At 68.8% G+C, this 17,634-nt stretch carries 15 protein-coding genes; 9 read left to right on the top strand and 6 right to left on the bottom strand.

Annotated features, from left to right (window positions below; translation table 11 throughout):
* Positions 1-40 precede the first annotated feature (40 nt).
* From FBZ88_RS06080 to FBZ88_RS06060, 5 genes are read left to right on the top strand one after another with little or no spacing between them, the layout of a single operon-like run.
* Entirely contained in the window at positions 41-880 is an 840-nt protein-coding gene (locus FBZ88_RS06080; protein WP_145615888.1) for an LOG family protein, read from the top strand.
* Between the two features lie 32 nt (positions 881-912).
* Complete coding sequence (locus tag FBZ88_RS06075; protein ID WP_246138524.1) at positions 913-2,514, top strand: MBL fold metallo-hydrolase; 1,602 nt, start codon at positions 913-915, stop codon at positions 2,512-2,514.
* A gap of 15 nt (positions 2,515-2,529) precedes the next feature.
* On the top strand, positions 2,530-3,525 hold the full coding sequence (locus FBZ88_RS06070; protein WP_145615887.1) for an HlyD family secretion protein: 996 nt from the start codon (positions 2,530-2,532) through the stop codon (positions 3,523-3,525).
* Entirely contained in the window at positions 3,522-6,236 is a 2,715-nt protein-coding gene (gene rbbA / locus FBZ88_RS06065) for a ribosome-associated ATPase/putative transporter RbbA (protein ID WP_145615886.1), read from the top strand. Before FBZ88_RS06070 ends, rbbA begins: the two co-directional genes overlap by 4 nt.
* 4 nt (positions 6,237-6,240) lie before the next feature.
* Positions 6,241-7,368, top strand: a complete 1,128-nt coding sequence (locus FBZ88_RS06060) for an ABC transporter permease (RefSeq protein WP_145615885.1) — start codon at positions 6,241-6,243, stop codon at positions 7,366-7,368.
* Positions 7,369-7,371: 3 nt separating this feature from the next.
* Here the strand turns inward: FBZ88_RS06060 and FBZ88_RS06055 are convergent, their stop codons facing one another.
* The gene (locus FBZ88_RS06055; protein WP_145615884.1) at positions 7,372-8,355 is read right to left on the bottom strand and encodes a zinc-dependent alcohol dehydrogenase family protein; all 984 of its coding nucleotides are present in this window, start codon (positions 8,353-8,355) and stop codon (positions 7,372-7,374) included.
* A gap of 193 nt (positions 8,356-8,548) precedes the next feature.
* On the opposite strand from FBZ88_RS06055, the gene phbB reads away from it, so the two are divergent.
* The gene (phbB, locus tag FBZ88_RS06050) at positions 8,549-9,274 is read left to right on the top strand and encodes an acetoacetyl-CoA reductase (protein ID WP_145615883.1); all 726 of its coding nucleotides are present in this window, start codon (positions 8,549-8,551) and stop codon (positions 9,272-9,274) included.
* A 66-nt stretch (positions 9,275-9,340) separates the two neighbouring features.
* Here the strand turns inward: phbB and FBZ88_RS06045 are convergent, their stop codons facing one another.
* Positions 9,341-9,697 (bottom strand): hypothetical protein, encoded by a 357-nt coding sequence (locus FBZ88_RS06045; protein ID WP_145615882.1) that lies wholly within the window; start codon positions 9,695-9,697, stop codon positions 9,341-9,343.
* 16 nt (positions 9,698-9,713) lie between these two features.
* The gene (locus FBZ88_RS06040; protein WP_145615881.1) at positions 9,714-10,931 is read right to left on the bottom strand and encodes a site-2 protease family protein; all 1,218 of its coding nucleotides are present in this window, start codon (positions 10,929-10,931) and stop codon (positions 9,714-9,716) included.
* Positions 10,932-11,103: 172 nt separating this feature from the next.
* Here FBZ88_RS06040 and FBZ88_RS06035 point away from each other — a divergent pair, with 172 nt between their 5' ends.
* A complete protein-coding gene (locus tag FBZ88_RS06035) occupies positions 11,104-12,927 on the top strand; it encodes a PHA/PHB synthase family protein (protein WP_186464233.1) in 1,824 nt (607 codons plus the stop codon).
* 67 nt (positions 12,928-12,994) lie between these two features.
* On the opposite strand, the gene FBZ88_RS06030 is transcribed toward FBZ88_RS06035, so the two are convergent.
* Together FBZ88_RS06030 and FBZ88_RS06025 are read right to left on the bottom strand one after the other, a co-directional pair.
* Positions 12,995-13,918, bottom strand: coding sequence for an NADP-dependent oxidoreductase (locus tag FBZ88_RS06030; protein ID WP_145615880.1), 924 nt, complete (start codon positions 13,916-13,918; stop codon positions 12,995-12,997).
* 2 nt (positions 13,919-13,920) lie between these two features.
* The gene (locus FBZ88_RS06025) at positions 13,921-14,373 is read right to left on the bottom strand and encodes an ester cyclase (RefSeq protein WP_145615879.1); all 453 of its coding nucleotides are present in this window, start codon (positions 14,371-14,373) and stop codon (positions 13,921-13,923) included.
* An 88-nt stretch (positions 14,374-14,461) separates the two neighbouring features.
* Between FBZ88_RS06025 and FBZ88_RS06020 the strand changes: the two genes are divergently transcribed.
* Positions 14,462-15,388, top strand: a complete 927-nt coding sequence (locus FBZ88_RS06020) for a LysR family transcriptional regulator (RefSeq protein WP_145615878.1) — start codon at positions 14,462-14,464, stop codon at positions 15,386-15,388.
* 255 nt (positions 15,389-15,643) lie between these two features.
* A complete protein-coding gene (locus FBZ88_RS06015; RefSeq protein ID WP_145615877.1) occupies positions 15,644-16,705 on the top strand; it encodes an aldo/keto reductase in 1,062 nt (353 codons plus the stop codon).
* On the opposite strand, the gene FBZ88_RS06010 is transcribed toward FBZ88_RS06015, so the two are convergent.
* Entirely contained in the window at positions 16,706-17,629 is a 924-nt protein-coding gene (locus tag FBZ88_RS06010) for a LysR family transcriptional regulator (protein WP_246138523.1), read from the bottom strand.
* Positions 17,630-17,634 lie beyond the last annotated feature (5 nt).

The following is a 17,634-nucleotide window of genomic DNA, read 5'->3' as shown; positions in this document are numbered from 1 at the left end:
GGCCGCGCATCCGGCGGTCATGACAAGGACGCTTCCCATCATGTCGCGCGATGCTTCGAGGCCCGACAACCGGGCGCAACTGGCGTCCCCCGCCTATCGCCTGCCGGCACTGGATCAGAGTTTCCTGCTGAGCGACAGCATGCGGGGGGCCCGCCTGATGCTGGAGTATGAGAAGGCCGAGGAGCGGCTGAGGGCCTGGGGCGTGCGCTCCACCCTGGTCGCCTTCGGCAGCGCGCGGGTTCGCGACCCGGATGGGCCACCGGCCACGGCGGAGGAGGTGGCGCGCGCCGCGGAATTTCCCAATTCCCACCGCTGGTATGGCGAAGCGCTGGCCTTCGGCCGGCTCGCCTCACAACAGGGCGGGGCGCTGGACGGCATTCCTGGCGGCTACCGCGACAACGTCATCGCCACCGGCGGCGGCGGCGGCCTGATGGCGGCGGTCAACCGCGGCGCATGGGAGGCGGGCGCGCCCAGCATCGGCTTCAACATCGCCCTGCCGCATGAGCAGGAACCCAACCCCTACACCACGCCGGAGCTGACCTTTCAGTTCCATTACTTCGCCATGCGCAAGCTGCACTTCGCCATGCGGGCGGCGGGCCTGGTCATCTTCCCCGGCGGCTTTGGCACCTTGGACGAGATGTTCGAGATCCTGACCCTGCGCCAGGCGGGCAAGTCCCCGGCCATTCCCGTGGTGCTGATGGACAGGGCCTACTGGAAACGGGTGGTGAATTTCGACGTGCTGGCCAAGACCGGCATGATCTCCCCGGCCGATTTGGAACTGTTCAGCTTCGCCGACGACGCCGTGGGCGTATGGCGCGCCCTGCTGGCCCATGGCCTGAAGGTGCCGGCGGCCCCCGCCGCGCCGCCTTCCGAAGCCTGACCCTACGCCTGACCATTCAAAGGCCTGTTCCCATGATCCCCACCATCACCTTCCACGGCGCCGCCGGCACCGTCACCGGGTCCTGCACCCTGATCCGCCACGATGGCGGGGCGCTGCTGATCGACTGCGGCCTGTTCCAGGGTCCCAAGACGGTCAAGGAGCTGAATTACCGCGACTTCCCCTTCGACCCCCGCGAGCCGGCGGCGCTGGTGCTGACCCATGCCCACATCGATCACAGCGGCCTGGTGCCCAAGCTGTGCCGCCAGGGATTCAAAGGCCGCATCCACTGCACGGGGGGCACGCGGGACCTGTTGACCTTCATGCTGCCCGACAGCGGCTTCATCCAGGAAAGCGAGGTTCAGCACCTGAACCACCGCAACCGCCAGCGCGGCCGGGCGGAGGTGCAGCCCATCTACACCCGCAAGGACGCGGAGGCCTGCCTGGACCAGCTGGAACCGGGGGAATACGGCGTCTGGATCGACGTCATGCCCGGCGTGCGGATCCGCTTCTGGGATGCGGGGCACCTGCTGGGCTCGGCCTCGGTTGAGGTCAAGGTGGCGGGCGACGGTGGGGAACAGACACTGCTGTTCTCCGGCGACCTGGGCCCGGGCGACAAACCCTTCCACGGCCTGCCCGAGGGCCCGTCGGGCGTGGACTGGGTGTTTTGTGAATCGACCTACGGCGGCACGCTGCGCCCGCCCATGGACAATGAGGAACGGCGGCGCCAATTGGGAGAGGAGGTGGCCGCGGCGCTGAAGGCGGGCGGCGTGCTGCTGATCCCCGTGTTCGCGGTGGAGCGGACGCAGGAGCTGCTGTACGACCTGGCCCGGCTGATGGACGACGGGGCCCTGCCGCGCACGGACATTTTCCTGGACAGCCCGCTGGCGGTGAACGTGACGGAAGTCTTCCGCCAGCACCTGCCGGACATCAACCACGCCGCCGTGGCCGATCCCTTCGACCGGCCCTATTTCCACCCCATCACGGCGGTGGAGAACAGCAAGCGCCTGAACCGTCTGGGCGGCGGCGCCATCATCATGGCGGCCAGCGGCATGTGCGACGCGGGCCGCATCCGCCACCACCTGAAAAATCATTTGTGGCAACGCAACGCCACGGTCCTGTTCGTCGGCTATCAGGCGCCGGGCACGCTGGGCCGCATCCTGACCCAGGGAACCAGCCACGTCCGCATCCATGGCGAAGAGGTGGAGGTGCACGCCCGCATCCGCACCCTGGACAGCTACTCCGGCCACGCCGACCAGGCGGCCTTATTGGCATGGCTGGCGGCGCGCGGTCCCATCCGCAACGGCATCGCCCTGATGCACGGGGAGACCACGCCGCGGCAGGCCCTCGCGGACGCGCTGGCCACCCGGGGCCTGTCCGTCCCGGTCCATCAGCCTGAACTGGATGAAACCATCGTCCTGCGGCCCGGCCATGCGGAGCGGAAGCCGGCCGACCAGCCGCGTCTGGCCACCGTGCCCGAACAGGATTGGCACAACATCTATGCCGCGACGATCCTCGACCTGGCGGAAACGCTGCGTCATGCCGACAGCGACGCCCAGCGCCTGGCCCTGCTGGACCGCATCGCCGCGCTGCTGAAACCCCAGGCCCCCATCCCGGCGCCCCCGGCCAACCCCTGAAGGAGCACCGGCCCCATGCGTTTCCTCAAATTCCTGCTGGTGTTGATCCTGTTGGCCGGCGCTGGCGGCGGCGGCTACCTGCTGTGGCTGCGCACGCGTGGCAACGTGCTGCCGGCGGGCTTCGTCTCCGCCGACGGCCGCATTGAGGCGCAGGAGGTGGACATCGCCGCCAAGTACGCGGCCCGCGTCCTGACCATAGAATTCGAGGAGGGGCAGCTGGTGCAGGCCGGCACCGTGCTGGCGCGACTGGACGTGCGGGACGTCCAGGCCCAGTACCGCGCCGCCACCGCCACCCTGGCGCAGGCGCAGAAAACCCGTGACCAGTCCGCCAGCCTGGTGGTGCAGCGGCAAAGCGACCTGGAGTTCGCCACCAAGGAGATGAATCGGGCCAACGAATTGTTTTCCCGAGGCAACGTTTCGCAGCAGCGGGTGGACACCAACCGCAATCAGCTGAAAAGCGCCGCAGCCGCCCTGCGATCGGCCAAGAGCGGACTGAGCGCTGCCGAGGAGGCGATCCGCGCGGCGGAGGCTGATGCCGACCGGCTGCGCGACCTGGCGGACGACGGCATCCTCAAGGCACCGGTGACCGGCCGCATCCTGTACAAGCTGGCGCAACCGGGGGAGATGCTGGGCGCCGGCGGCAAGGTCGCCACCCTGCTTGACCTGTCCGATGTCTACATGACCTTCTTCCTGCCCACCGACTACGCCAACCGCGTGGCGCTGGGCGCCGACGTGCGGCTGCTGCTGGATGCCCTGCCCGGCCTGGCCATTCCGGCCAAGGTCAGCTTCGTGGCGCCCAAGGCCCAGTTCACGCCCAAGCAGGTGGAAACCCGGGCGGAGCGCGACCGCATGATGTTCCGCCTGAAGGCCCGGGTGCCGCAGGCCCTGGTGACCAGCCATATCGAGCAGGTGAAGACGGGTGTCAGCGGCACGGCCTATGTCCGCCTGGACGCGACGGCCGCCTGGCCCGCCTGGCTGCAGTCACGTCTGACCACGACGGCGGCGCAATGACATCGCCCCCAGCCGTCCGCGCCACGGGCATCAGCCACCAGTATGGCCGCATCCCGGCGCTGGATGCCGTGACCCTGGCGGTGCCGCCCGGCGGTACCCTGGCCTTGATCGGCCCGGATGGCGTGGGCAAGTCCACCCTGCTGGGCCTGATCGCCGGCGCCAAGCGGCTGCAGCGGGGCGGCTTGGAGGTCTTGGGCGGGGACATGGCACGCGGGCGGGACCGCCGGCGCCTGCAACCCCGCGTCGCCTTCATGCCCCAGGGCCTGGGCCGCAACCTCTATCCCGACCTGTCGGTGCGGGAAAACCTGGAGTTCTTCGGCAAGCTGTTCGGGCAGGGCCCGGGAGAACGCCGCCGGCGCATCGACCATCTGCTGGCCGCCACCGGCCTCGCCCCCTTTCCCGACCGGCCGGCGGGCAAGCTATCGGGCGGCATGCGCCAGAAGCTGGGGCTGTGCTGCGCCCTGATCCACGATCCCGACCTGCTGATTCTGGATGAGCCCACCACCGGCGTCGACCCGCTGTCCCGCCGGCAGTTCTGGGACCTGATCGATGGCATACGGGCGGAGCGGCCGGGCATGACCCTGCTGGTCGCCACCTCCTACATGGACGAAGCCCAGCGCTTCGACCGGGCAGTGATGATGGATGGCGGCCGCATCCTGGCCGACGGCACGCCGGTCGAGCTTATGAGCCGCACCGGCACGGCCACCCTGGAAGCGGCCTTCGTTGCGCTGCTACCGCCGGACCGGCGGGGGCCGGACGAAGCCGCGGCCACCACCACCCTGCCGTCCGGCCAGCCCATCGCCATCGAGGCGCGGGAGCTGACCTGCCGCTTCGGCGATTTCGTCGCGGTGGACCGGGTCAGCTTCGCCATTCCCAAGGGGGAGATCTTCGGCTTCCTGGGGTCCAACGGCTGCGGGAAGACCACCACCATGAAGATGCTGACCGGCCTGCTGCCGGCCAGCGCCGGCACGCCCCTGCTGTTCGGCCGGCCGGTCGATCCCGGCGACCTGGCCACCCGCCGCCGGGTGGGCTACATGGCCCAGTCCTTCTCGCTCTACGGTGACCTGTCGGTGGCGCAGAACCTGGATCTGCACGCCACCCTGTTCGGCCTCACGAGTGGCGCGGCGCAGGCGCGCATCGCCGAGGTGGTGGCGGACTTCGGCCTGGCCCCCTACCTGACGGCCCTGGCGGACAGCCTGCCGCTGGGCGTGCGCCAGCGCCTGTCGCTGGCCGTGTCGGTGCTGCACAAGCCCGAAGTCCTGATCCTGGACGAACCCACCTCAGGCGTCGACCCGGTGGCCCGCGACGCCTTCTGGCGGCAGCTGACCACCCTATCGCGCGACCAGGGCGTCACCATCTTCGTCTCCACCCACTACATGAACGAGGCGGCGCGCTGCGACCGCGTCGCCTTCATGCAGGCCGGCCGCGTGCTGGCGGTGGGCGCGCCGGATGACCTGCGCCGGGCCAAGGACGCCGCCAGCCTGGACGACGCCTTCGTCGCCTACATGCGGGAGAGCGCCCCGGACGAGGCGCCGGCACCCGGCCCGGCAGCGGCATCGCCGACGCCGAACGCCTTGGCGGACACCGGCGCCTTTTCCCTGCGGCGGCTGTCAGCCTATGCCCTGCGCGAGGGGTTGGAACTGCGTCGCGACCCCGTCCGCCTGACCGTCGCCCTGCTGGGCACCCTGATGCTGATGCTGGTCTTCGGCTTCGGCATCAACTTCGATGTCGAGAACCTGCGCTACACCGTGCTGGACCGCGACCACAGCCCCCTGTCGCGCACGGTGGTGGAGGCGTTCTCCAGTTCCCGCTACTTCCAGGGAACGCCACCCGCCGCCGACGCGGCCCAGGCTTTGAAGCGCCTGCAGGCCAATGACGTCGCCCTGGTGGTCGATATCCCGCCGGACTTCGGCCGCGACGTGAAGAAGGGCACGCCGACGGAGGTGGCGGTGCGCATCGACGGCGCCATGCCCTTCCGGGCGGAGACCATCCAGGGCTATGTCGCCGGCCTGTTCGTCCGGCTGCAGCAGGATCTGGCGACGGAGGCCGGTGTCGAGGACGCGCCCGGACTGAACCTCATTCCGCGCTTCCGCTACAATCAGGCCTTCCGTTCCGCCGACGCCATGGTGCCCTGCGTCATCGGCCTGCTGCTGGTCTTCATCCCGTCCATCCTGACGGCTCTCGGCGTGGTGCGGGAGAAGGAGCTGGGGTCCATCACCAACCTCTACGTCACGCCGGTATCGCGCCTGGAATTCCTGTTGGGCAAGCAGCTGCCCTACATCGCCATCGCCTTCTTCAACTACGCCATCATGGTCATGATGGCGCTGGTCATCTTCCACGTGCCCTTGAAGGGCAGCCTGTTGGGCCTCAGCCTGGGGGCGCTGGCCTACGTCATGGCCACCACCGCGCTGGGCCTGCTGGTATCCTGCTTCGTCAGCACGCAGACGGCCGCCGTCTTCGGCACCGCCATCGTCACCATGCTGCCGGCCATCCAGTTCTCCGGCATGATGCAGCCCGTCTCCACCCTGTCGGGCATGCCCCATCTGCTGGGCGCCATCTTTCCCACGACATACTTCGTGAAGACAGTGGTGGGCGCCTTCACCAAGGGGCTGTCGCTGGCGGAGCTGACGCCCTTCATCCTGTCGCTGCTGGCCTTCTTCCCCGTCCTGGTGGTGACGGCGGCCGTGCTGCTGCGCAAGCAGGAGGCCTGAGCCCATGGCGGCCATCCGCAATCTGCTGACCCTGGCGCGCAAGGAACTGGCCGGCCTGCTGCGCGACCGCTTCATGCTGTTCTTCGTGCTCTACGCCTTCACCGGCATGATCTACCTGCAGGCCACGGGCATCAGCCACGAGCTGCGCAACGCCTCCATCGCCATCGTGGATGAGGACCAGTCGCCCCTGGCGCTGCGGTTCCGGTCCGCTTTCCGCGCGCCGGACTTCCAGGCCCCCGCCCTCATCGGCAAGGGCGAGGTCGACCGCGCCATGGCCGACGCGCGCTACACCTTCGTGCTGGATGTGCCGCCGGACTTCCAGGCCGACCTGCTGGCCGGCCGCGGAGCGGAGCTGCAGATCCTGGTGGACGCCACCGCCATGATGCAGGCCGGTATCGGGGCCGCCCAGATCCAATCGGTGCTGAGCGACGAGGTTACACGCTTCCTGGCGCGCGACAAGACCACCACCGTCCCCGACGCGGTCAGCGCCCAGCTGCGCTTCGCCTTCAACCAGACGCTGGAAACGACGCGCTTCACCGGCCTGATGGCCATCCTGTTCAACGTCACCATGCTGTCGGTCCTGCTGACCGGCGCCGCCGTCATCCGGGAGCGGGAGCACGGCACGCTGGAGCATCTGCTGGTCATGCCCGTGCGCCCGTTGGAGATCATGGGGGCCAAGGTGCTGGCCAACGGCCTGGTGGTGCTGGGCATGACGGCGCTTTCCCTGGCGCTGATCATCCGCTGGGCCCTGGGCATCCACCTGGCCGGGTCCCTGCCCCTGTTCATGGCCGGCACCGCCGTCTATCTGTTCTTCACCACCGCCCTGGGCATCTTCCTGGCCACGGTGGCGCGGTCCATGCCGCAGCTGGGCCTGCTGTTCATCCTGATCGTCCTGCCCCTGAACCTGCTGTCGGGCGGCAACACGCCGCTGGAGAGCATGCCCGTCTGGCTGCAGCGGGTCATGCAGTTCTCCCCCGCCACCCAGTTCGTGGCCTTCGCCCAGGCCATCCTGTACCGGGGGGCGGACATCACCCTGGTCTGGCGCCACTTCGCCGCCGTCGCCGGCACGGGCGCGCTGTTCTTCTGCCTCAGCCTGTGGCGCTTCCGCCGCCACCTGGCGGCGGCGCGCTGACCGTCACGGCACCAAGACCGCGGCCCCGCGCACCTGTCCAGCCCGCAGATCCTGGATCGCCCGGTTGGCCTGGGACAGCGGATAGGATGTCACCGCCGGCCGGATGCCCGCCAGCGGCACGACGCGCAGGAAATCCAGCGCGTCGGCCCGCGTCAGATTGGCGACCGAGACCAGCTGGCGTTCCCCCCACAGCAGGCTGTAGGGAAAGGCGGGGATGTCGCTCATGTGGATGCCGGCGCAGACCACCCGCCCGCCCTTGCGCACCGCCGCCAGCGCCGCCGGCACCAGCGCGCCCACCGGGGCGTAGAGGATAGCCGCGTCCAGGGGCTCGGGCGGCGGCTCCTCCGACGAGCCGGCCCAGACAGCGCCCAGGGTCAGCGCGAACTCTTGCGCGGCCAAGTCGCCGGGCCGGGTGAAGACGAACACCTCGGCCCCCTGCCAGCGGGCGGCCTGGAGGATGATATGGCCGGCGGCGCCGAAACCATACAGGCCCAACTTGCGATGCGGGCCGGCCATCACCAGCGACCGCCAGCCAATGAGACCGGCGCACAGCAGCGGGGCCACCATGGCGTCGGCCAGGTCGATGCCGTCCAAAGGATAGACGTAGCGCGCCTCCGCCACGGCCAGCGTGGCGAAGCCGCCGTCGCGGGTGTAGCCGGTGAAGGCGGGCTGATCGCAGAGGTTCTCATGACCCGCCAGGCAATAAGGGCAGCGCTGGCAGCTGTGGCCCAGCCAGCCCAAGCCCACGCGCTGGCCCAGGCTGAGGTCGACGACCCCCGGCCCCAGCCGGTCGACGACGCCCACGATCTCATGGCCTGGAATGCGGGGCAGGCCGCCCGGCGGCAGGTCGCCGTCAATCAGGTGAAGGTCGGTGCGGCAGACGCCGCAGGCCCGAACGACGAGGCGGACTTCGCCCGGCCCCGGTTCCGGATCGGGCAAGTCCCGTTCCTTCAGCGCCCCCGTCCCTTCCCAAACCATGGCACGCATGACGTTTCCTCCGTCTGGCCCTCCGTCTGGACGGCTCCCCGGCCAATCCCCAGTGGACGCCAATTCCCGGATCCCCGCATTGATCGGCCGCAATCCGGGCCGGAATCGTCGCTGTCTTGACGCATCACAAGGAGGCCTGGGCCTTCGCATGGTCCCATGGGCCAGCAACCGACACATAGGGATGGAGGTTCTGATGGTACGCGTCGCTTTGGTCACAGGCGGGGTCACCGGCATAGGGGCCGCCGTCTGTCTTGCCTTGAAGGCCGCCGGCCACACCGTGGTGGCCACCTGCCCGCCCGCGGACGAGGCGATGGCAGCGACCTTTCAGCAGGCGACGGGCCTGCCGACGGTCTTCTGGGACGTCGCCGACTATGCCGCCTGCGCCGACGGCGTGGCGCGGGTCACCGCAGCGCACGGCCCCATTGACATCCTGGTCAACAACGCCGGCATCACCCGCGACGCCATGCTGCACAAGATGACGCCCGAGCAATGGCGGGCCGTCATTGATGTCGATCTGGGCGGCTGCTTCAACATGTGCCGCGCCGTCATCGAAAGCATGCGCGAGCGCCGCTATGGCCGCATCATCAACATCACTTCGGTTAACGCCCTGTCGGGCCAGGCCGGGCAGACCAATTACGCCGCAGCCAAGGCCGGCCTGATCGGTTTCACCAAGGCGCTGGCGCTGGAGGGGGCCTCGCGCAACATCACCGTCAACGCCGTGGCGCCGGGCTACACTAAGACCGCCATGGTCGAGGCGGTGCCCGCCGACATCCTGCAGACCATCGTCAACGGCATCCCGGCCAAGCGCCTGGCCCAGCCGGAGGAGATCGCCCGCGCCGTGGCCTTCCTGGCCGCCGACGACGCCGGCTTCATCACCGGCGAGACCTTGTCGGTGAACGGCGGCAAATACATGCAATAAGGGCGGGCCAATAAGGGCATGCGGGCCCGATCGGATGGGGCGGCGCGGGGGCCGCCCCATCGCTTTTCAGCCGTGGGGACCGCGTCCGGCCCGGGGCCCCAACGCTTCCACCGCCACGTGCAGCAGCCGCCCGACGCCTTCGGCGTAATCCCGGCTGGCCTTGACCGCGAAAGCCTGGCCGAAGCGCTGCAGATCCAGCGGTGTATGGCATGCCGACAGGGCTTTGCACGCCTCGCAGTCCTCATGAAAGCGGCCCTCCCAAAGCCGCACCAGTTCCTGGACGGTGCCCAGCATGCCTTGGGTCCAGCGTCCGTAGACGTTGTGGACGTCGTCCAGCCAGGCGACGTTGCCGGTCAAAACCTCCTCCATGACGCCTTTCGCCAAGGTCCCGGCCGGGTTCAGGGGTTGCGTAGCATCAGGCATGATGACCTCCATTTCTTCAGGTGTGGATGTCGAGCGGATTGGGCCCTGTGAAATGCGGCGGGCTTGACGCGTCCCGGGCGGATGGTGCCGTGCCGCCGTGCCGGGCCAAGGCCGGCAGGTCGGTGGCCAGCGAGGCCAGGACCACCAGATCCCGGGCGGCGAGGACGCCCACCAGGCGGCCGTGGTCCAGCACCCACAGCCGGTGGCGCCCGGCCTCGCCCAGCCGGCGGAAGGCGTCGACCACGCCGGCGTCGGCGGCGATGAAGTCCAGCTCCCCGCACGGCACCATGATGTCGCGGACCGGGGTCGCGGCCCATTCGTCGGGCGTCAGGGTGGCCACCTGCGGTATGCCGACGACGCCCATGACGCGACCATCCCAGACCACCGGAAAGCTGCGGTGGTGATAGCGGTAGACATAGCGGGTGAGGAAATCGCCGACGACGGCCTGCGGGCTGACGAAAATGGGATCCGGCGTCATGATATCGGCCACGCGCATCCCGCCCAGGACCGTGCGCACCTGCATGTCCCGGTAGCCGCTCGCGGCGGCGTTCCGAAGAAACATGCCGATGACCACCCCCCACAAGCCGCCCATAACATCGCCGGTCGCGGTGTTCCAGAAGCCCAGCGCGATGAGGAACAAGCCGAACAGATCGCCGCAGGCCGCCGAGACGTGGGTGGCCCAGGCATAGTCGCCCCGCAGCCGCCACAGCGCCGCCCGCAGCACCCTGCCGCCGTCCAGCGGGAAGGCGGGCACCAGGTTGAACAGCGCCAGATAGGCGTTGAGCTGGCCCAGATAGGCGAGGGTCGCGGCGGCCGCCGGCCAGCCGCCCAGAACCGGAAACGGCTGCGACACCGCCCAGCAGGCGAGAGCGATGACTCCGCTGGCGGCGGGCCCCGCGATCGCCACCAGGAACTCGTGCGACGGCTTGCCGGGCTCGTCCGCGATTTCGGCCACGCCGCCGAAGACGAACAGGGTGATGCCGTTGATCCGCATGCCGAAAGCGCGCGCCACCACGCTGTGCGCCAGTTCATGCAACAGGACGCAGACGAACAGGCCCAGCGTCCCCGCCACCGCCATCCACAGATAGACCGGCCTCGGCATGCCGGGAAGCAGCGCGGGGAAGACCCCCGCCGCCAGCGACCACCCGATCAAGGCCGCCACGAAGAACCAGGACAGGTCCACGAAAATGGGAATGCCGAGCACCTGCGGCAGTTTGAGGCGAGCTGAGGTCATGACTCCTCCCCTTCCCGGCCCGCCGATGGGGAAGGCCCCTCGCGGGCCGTGACGGCACTATGCGCCCATGCCGGTGCGGGCGCCTTGCGATGCATCAAGGCCGCCGTCACCACGGCTGCCATGATGGGTATGGCCGGCCCCATGCCGCGGACCGGCGATAGGAGGCACCCCCATGACCGCCGCCGTCCCCGCCACCACCCTGCCCCAGGCCACGCCCCGGCGCGCGCGCCGTCCGGCGCCCCGGCCAAAGGCGGCCGTGACGCTGCCGCCACCACCACCCGCAGCGGATGCCGATCCGGATTTTCGCGCCCTCGACCGTGCCCTGCGCGCCACGGCGGCACGGATGACGCAGGGACTTTCGCCTTCGGTGCTGCTGGAGGCATGGACGGACTGGGCCTTGCACCTGTCGGCCAGCCCCGGACGCCGTCTGGGCTGGACACTGGCGGCAGCGGACGCCGCCGGGCAATTCGCCGTGTGGCTGGCGGAAGCGTCCGCCGCGGGCGATGCCGCGCCCCTGGTCGAGCCGCAACCCGGGGACCATCGCTTCGCCGACCCCGTCTGGCGGCAGTGGCCCCACGTGGCCGTGGCCCAGGCCTATCTGCTGGGGGAAAGGCTGCTGCTGGACGCCGCCCGACGCGTGCCCGGGGTGGCGCGCCAGCATGAGAACGAATTGGCCTTTCTCTTCAGCCAGTGGGCCGACGTCCTGTCGCCCACCAACGTGCCCTGGCTGAACCCCGTCATCATGGGGCACACGCTGCAGGAAGGGGGTGCGAACTTGGCGCGCGGCTGGCTGAATTGGATGGAGGATGCCGGCCGCCTGATGAAAGGCGCACCGCCGGCCGGCGCGGAAGAGTTCCAGGTGGGCCGCGACGTGGCGCTGACCCCGGGCGCGGTCATCTACCGCAACCGGTTGATGGAGGTGATCCAATATGCGCCGGCCACACCCACCGTCCATGCGGAGCCGGTGCTGATCGTCCCCGCCTGGATCATGAAATACTACATCCTGGATCTGCGGCCGGAGAATTCGCTGGTGCGCTGGCTGGTGGGGCGCGGCCACACCGTCTTCATGGTGTCATGGAAGAACCCCGATGCCGGCGACCGGGATTTGAGCCTGGATGATTACCGCCGCCTGGGAGTCATGGCGGCCCTGGACGCGGTCACCGCCGCCGTCCCCGGCCAGCGGATCCACGCCTGCGGCTATTGCCTGGGCGGCACCATCCTGTCCATCGCCGCCGCCACCATGGCCCGCGACGGGGACGACAGGCTGGCCAGCCTGTCCCTGCTCGCGGCCCAGACCGATTTCGCCGAAGCCGGCGAGCTGATGCTGTTCCTGGATGAACGCCAGGTCAGCCTGCTGGAGGACCTGATGTGGACGCAGGGCTATCTCAGCGGCGGCCAAATGTCCGGCGCCTTCCAGTTGCTGCGCCCCAACGACCTGATCTGGTCGCGCTTCATCCGCGACTATCTGCTGGGCGACCGCGAGCCTATGACCGACCTGATGGCCTGGAACGCCGACGCCACGCGCATGCCGGCGCGCATGCACGGCGAATACCTGCGCGGCCTGTTCCTGGAAAACCGCCTGTCCGCCGGCCGCTTCGCCGTGGAAGGGCGGGTGGTCGCGCTGCGCGACATCAAGGTGCCGATCTTCGCCCTGGGCACCGCGCGCGACCATGTCGCCCCCTGGCGTTCGGTCTACAAGATCAACCTGTTCAGCGACACCACCGTCACCTTCACCCTGGTATCTGGCGGGCACAATGTGGGCATCGTCAACCCGCCGGCGGCGGAGCGGGGCAGCTATCAGATCCTCACCCGGCAGCATGATCAGCGGTACGTCGATCCCGACACCTGGGCGGCCTCGGCACCCAGCCACGGCGGCTCCTGGTGGCCGGCGTGGGAGGAGTGGTTGCGCAGTATTGGTCAGACGGCCCAGGTCGCGCCGCCACGGCCATCGACAACGCTGTGTCCGGCACCCGGGGAGTACGTGCACCAGGCGTAAGACACCGGAACCCTCCGGACGCCGGGTGGCGCCCGGAAGGTTCCCTGGGCCGGAACTCGCCCGCCCGTCACCATCCGTTGGTCAGGACGATCTTGCCGCGCGCGCGGCCGGACGCCTGGTGATGGAACGCCGCCACGGCATCGCGGCCCGGCACCGTCCGGTCGACCAGCACCTCGACCCCGGCAGCGACCTTGTCCATGACGGCCGCCAACCGGACGGCGTCCGAACTGTGGAAGACGAACGCCGCCTCCACGCCATGCGCTTTCGCGAAAGCCCCGTCCGGCGGGGCGGCGATGGAGGCCAGGAAACCGCCGGCGCGCAGCACCTCATAGGACCGGGCCTGCGTGTCGCCACCGATGGTGTCCAGGACCACGTCCACGTCTGAGACGCGTTTGGTGAAATCCTGGTTGCGGTAGTCGATCACGAGATCGGCGCCTAAGCGTTCCGCGATGGCGATGCCGTCGCCGGAGGCGGTCGCCGCCACCCGCGCGCCGGCCTGGCGGGCGAACTGGATGGCGAAGCTGCCGACCCCGCCGGCACCAGCATGGATAAGCACTGTCTGCCCCGCACCTAGTCCGGCGACCTCGAACAGAGCCTGCCAGGCCGTGCCTGCGGCCGTCGGGATGCCGGCGGCCCGCTCGAAGCTGATGGTATCGGGCAGGCGTACCAGTTGGTCGGCGGGAACCACTGCGAACTCCGCCAGCGCGCCACCGCTGGTCGGCGCCGTTCGCGCCACGACCCGGTCACCGGCGCGCCAGCCCGACACGCCATCGCCCACGGCCTCGATGGTGCCGCTGAGGTCGCTTCCCAGCGTGTAGGAGAAGGTCAACGGGAAGAAGGCCTCCATATAGCCGCGCTGCAGCTTCACATCGAGCGGGTTCAGGCTGGCGGCCGCAACGCGTACCAGCACGTCGCCCGCCACGGGCCGGGGCACATCGACGGTGTCGATGACCGGATCCGCCCCGTAGCCATGAATACGAAACGCCTTCATCGTCACTTCTCCCCGACACCCATGGCGCCCACCTGATGCAACCAGCCGAACCAGTCCTCCAGGTGCCAGGTATGGGTGACGCGCCCGTCCCGCACATAATGGAACTCGTGGATCGGGATGGTGAACCGGACGCCGGTCGGCGCCACGCCGAACCATTCGCCCTGGTGGGTGCCCGTTATCTCGGCGCGCACGGCCGCCTTGCCCGGTGCGCCGATCAGTTCGTGGATGATGATACGCACGTCGGGGAAGGCGGCGCTGAAGGCGCGGACCAGCGGCTTCATACCCTCGCGGCCGGGGGCCTGGCCGGGGGCGAGGGGAATGTCCTGCCAGTCCGTGGCCAGCACCTCCTCCAGAAGGTCGGGATTATGGTCGGAAAAGGCGCGGTAGAGCGTTTCGATCGCGATGCGATCCCGCTCGGCGAGCCCATTGGATGTGACGATAGGGTCTTGCGACATGGACTGTCTCCTGGTTGACACCCTCAAAAGCTAGGCAACCGGCCAACATTCTTGAAATCGATAGTCCGTATGTGAAAACATCCACGGTATGGATTTACATGGCATCGATCTCAACCTGCTGGTCGCCTTCGACGCGCTGATGGCGGAGCGGAGCGTCACTCGGGCGGGCAAGCGGATAGGACGTACCCAGCCGGCCATGAGCGCCGCGCTGGCGCGGTTGCGCGCGCTGTTCGAGGATGAGCTGTTCGTCCGCAGTCCGTCGGGGTTGCAACCCACCCAGCGCGCCAGCGACCTGGCGGAACCGTTGGGCCGGGCGCTGGCCGAAATCAGCCGGACACTGGAGTTCACCCAGCGCTTCAACCCCGCCACGTCGTCGCAGGCGTTCACGCTGGCCCTGTCCGACCATCCGGCCCTGGTGTTGCTGCCGCGACTGACCGAAGCCCTGCGGCAACGGGCGCCCAATGTGACGCTGCGCATCAACGCCTTCACCCATCGGGACGACGCCGTCGCCATCCTGGACGCCGGCGACGCCGACCTGACGATCAGCGTCCCGCCCCGCCAGCCGGTGGGCGGCCGCATCCTCAGCCAGCCGCTGTTTGAGGAGCGCTTCGTCTGCATCATGCGGCGTAGCCATCCGGCCGCCTCGGGGGCGCTGGATCTGCCGACATTCCTCAGCCTGTCCCACCTTCTCGTCTCGCCGGAGGGGGAGCGGTTCGGCCAGGTCGACGCCGCGCTGGCGGCGATGGGCCTGCGGCGGCGCATCGCCCTGTCGCTGCCGCAGATGTACGCGGCCCCTCCCCTGGTGGCCCGCTCCGACCTTATCGCCACCCTCATGGAAGGTGCGGTTGGTGCGTCCGCGGCGCGCGACGATCTGCTGATCCTGCCGCCGCCGGTCGCGCTGGGCACCGTGTCGTTCGCCATGTCCTGGCATCGCCGGAACGACGCCCACCCGGTCCAGCGTTGGTTTCGCGAGACGCTGTCGAGCCTTTACGCGACCCAGCCTGTGCAGGGCTGATCATCGAAGCCACAGCGGAAGCCCGTCTACGTTTTCCAAATTTGGAAATCGAACTGCCATTTTCTTGCATTTCTTTCTGAGATCGGCGGGGCCAATCTGGCGTCACGACATAGATGACGCCCGCCCTCCGGTTCTCCCGCGCCCGTCAAGGTGTCGCGGTCGCCACGAGGCCGGCCAACAAATCACCACCACCAACCGACACGGCGCCCGCGCCCCCGCGGCCCGCATGCCCCGTCGCGTCTTCAGGAGAGGAAGATGAAATACAAGACATTGGGAAATACCGGCCTTCTGGTCTCGCAACTCTGTCTCGGAACCATGACGTTCAGCGACGGGACCGGCGTTTACGAGCATATCGGCAACGTCGGCCAGTCGGGCGCCGATGATCTGGTGAAGGCAAGCATCGATGCCGGCATCAACTTCTTCGACACGGCGGATGTCTATTCGGCCGGCGCCAGCGAGCGGACGCTGGGCCAGTCGTTCAAGAATCTCGGGATTCCTCGGAATGAGGTCGTGCTGGCGACGAAGGTCTACAGCCGGATGGGCCAGGGTCGGAATGACGTCGGCGCGTCGCGCGGCCACATCATGGACGCCGTCGAGGCCAGCCTGCGCCGCCTCCAGACCGATCACATCGACCTGTATCAGATCCACGCCACCGACACCCTGACGCCGGTGGAGGAGACGCTGCGCGCGCTCGATGATTTGGTCCGGCAGGGCAAGGTCCGTTACCTGGGCGTGTCCAACTGGCAGGCGTGGCGGATCGCGACGGCGCTGGGCGCCTCCGCGCGCCTCAACCTGGAGCGGTTCAACACGCTGCAGGCCTACTACTCCATCGCCGGGCGTGACCTGGAACGTGAACTCAAGCCGTTGTTGGAGGCGGAGAAGATGGGCCTGCTGGTGTGGAGCCCGCTGGCCGGCGGCCTCCTGTCCGGCAAGTTCAGCCGCGAGAACCAATCGCCGGAGGGGTCGCGCCGCTCTTCCTTCGACTTCCCGATCGTCGACAAGGAACGGGCCTGGACTGTCATCGATGCGCTGAAGCCCATCGCGGCGGCGCATAGTTGCAGCCCGGCCCGCATCGCGCTGGCGTGGCTGCTGGCCAAGCCGGTCGTGACCTCGGTCATCGTCGGCGCCAAGCGGCTCAGCCAGTTGGAGGACAATATCGCCGCGACCGGCATCGTGCTGAGCGACGACGAGATCGCGGCGCTCGACGCCGTCAGCGAGTTGCCGCCGGAATACCCCGGCTGGATGCTCGCCACCCAGGGCTCCGACCGGATGGGACCTGTCGATCTGTGGGCCGACAAGATATCCCAGACGTCGTGATCAACGCGCGCCAGGCGCTGGAGATGGCGCCTGGCGCCCCGAAAGCTCGGGATTGGCCCGCATCACCTCCTCGGTGAGAAAGTCACCGACGGCCCGAACCCGGGCGGATGCGACAAGATCAGCATGGGTCACCAGCCAGACCTCGGCACTGAACATCTGATCGGGTGGAATGACCCGGATGAAGTCCTCCCTCACGGTCAGGAAGTCCGGGATAACGGCCAGGCCCAGGCCGGCGCGTACGGCGGCGATCTGGGCGGGCAGGCTGCTGGCGACCAGCGCGATCTTGCAGCCGGGATATTCCCGCGCCAGCCAGGCCGCGGCCGGCATGAACGCGTGGCCGTCATCCCAGGCGATGAAGTGCCGTCCGCCCAGCGGCTCGCCCGCTATGGGAGGGTGCCGCTCAATGTAATCCCTGCTGCCGTAGACCGAGTAGGTCATGTGGCCCACGCGCTTGACCGTCAGGTTGCCGCGCGTCGGCCGCACGACGCGGAGCGCTATGTCCGCCTCGCGTTTTCCAAGCTCAGCCGTGACGGTGCTGGTGATGATTTCAAGGCAGATGCCCGGGTAGCGGTCCCGGAACGCCGGCAGGGCGGGGATGATGAGGTCCGTCGCCAGATTTTCGGACGTCGCGAGCCGCACGGTTCCCGCTGGCGTCTTGTCGAGGCCCGCGGCACCGCGTTCCAACGCCAGGATGCCGTCTTCGACCCGCTCGGCGTGCCCCAGCAACTCGCGCCCCTCGTCGGTGAGGAAGTAGCCGGTCTGATGCCGTTGGAAGAGAACCATTCCGATGCTCTCCTCGAATTCGGCGATGCGGCGACCGACGGTGGACTGGCTCACCCCAAGGTCGGCGGACGTCCGGGTGAGGCTTCCGGTCCGCGCCACGGCCAGGAAATATTTGAGGTCGTTCCAGTCCATGCCCATCATGCCCG

The sequence above is a fragment of the Nitrospirillum bahiense genome, assembly GCF_007828025.1.
Taxonomy (GTDB): Bacteria; Pseudomonadota; Alphaproteobacteria; order Azospirillales; family Azospirillaceae; genus Nitrospirillum; species Nitrospirillum amazonense.
This window is presented reverse-complemented; position numbering and strand designations above follow the sequence as displayed.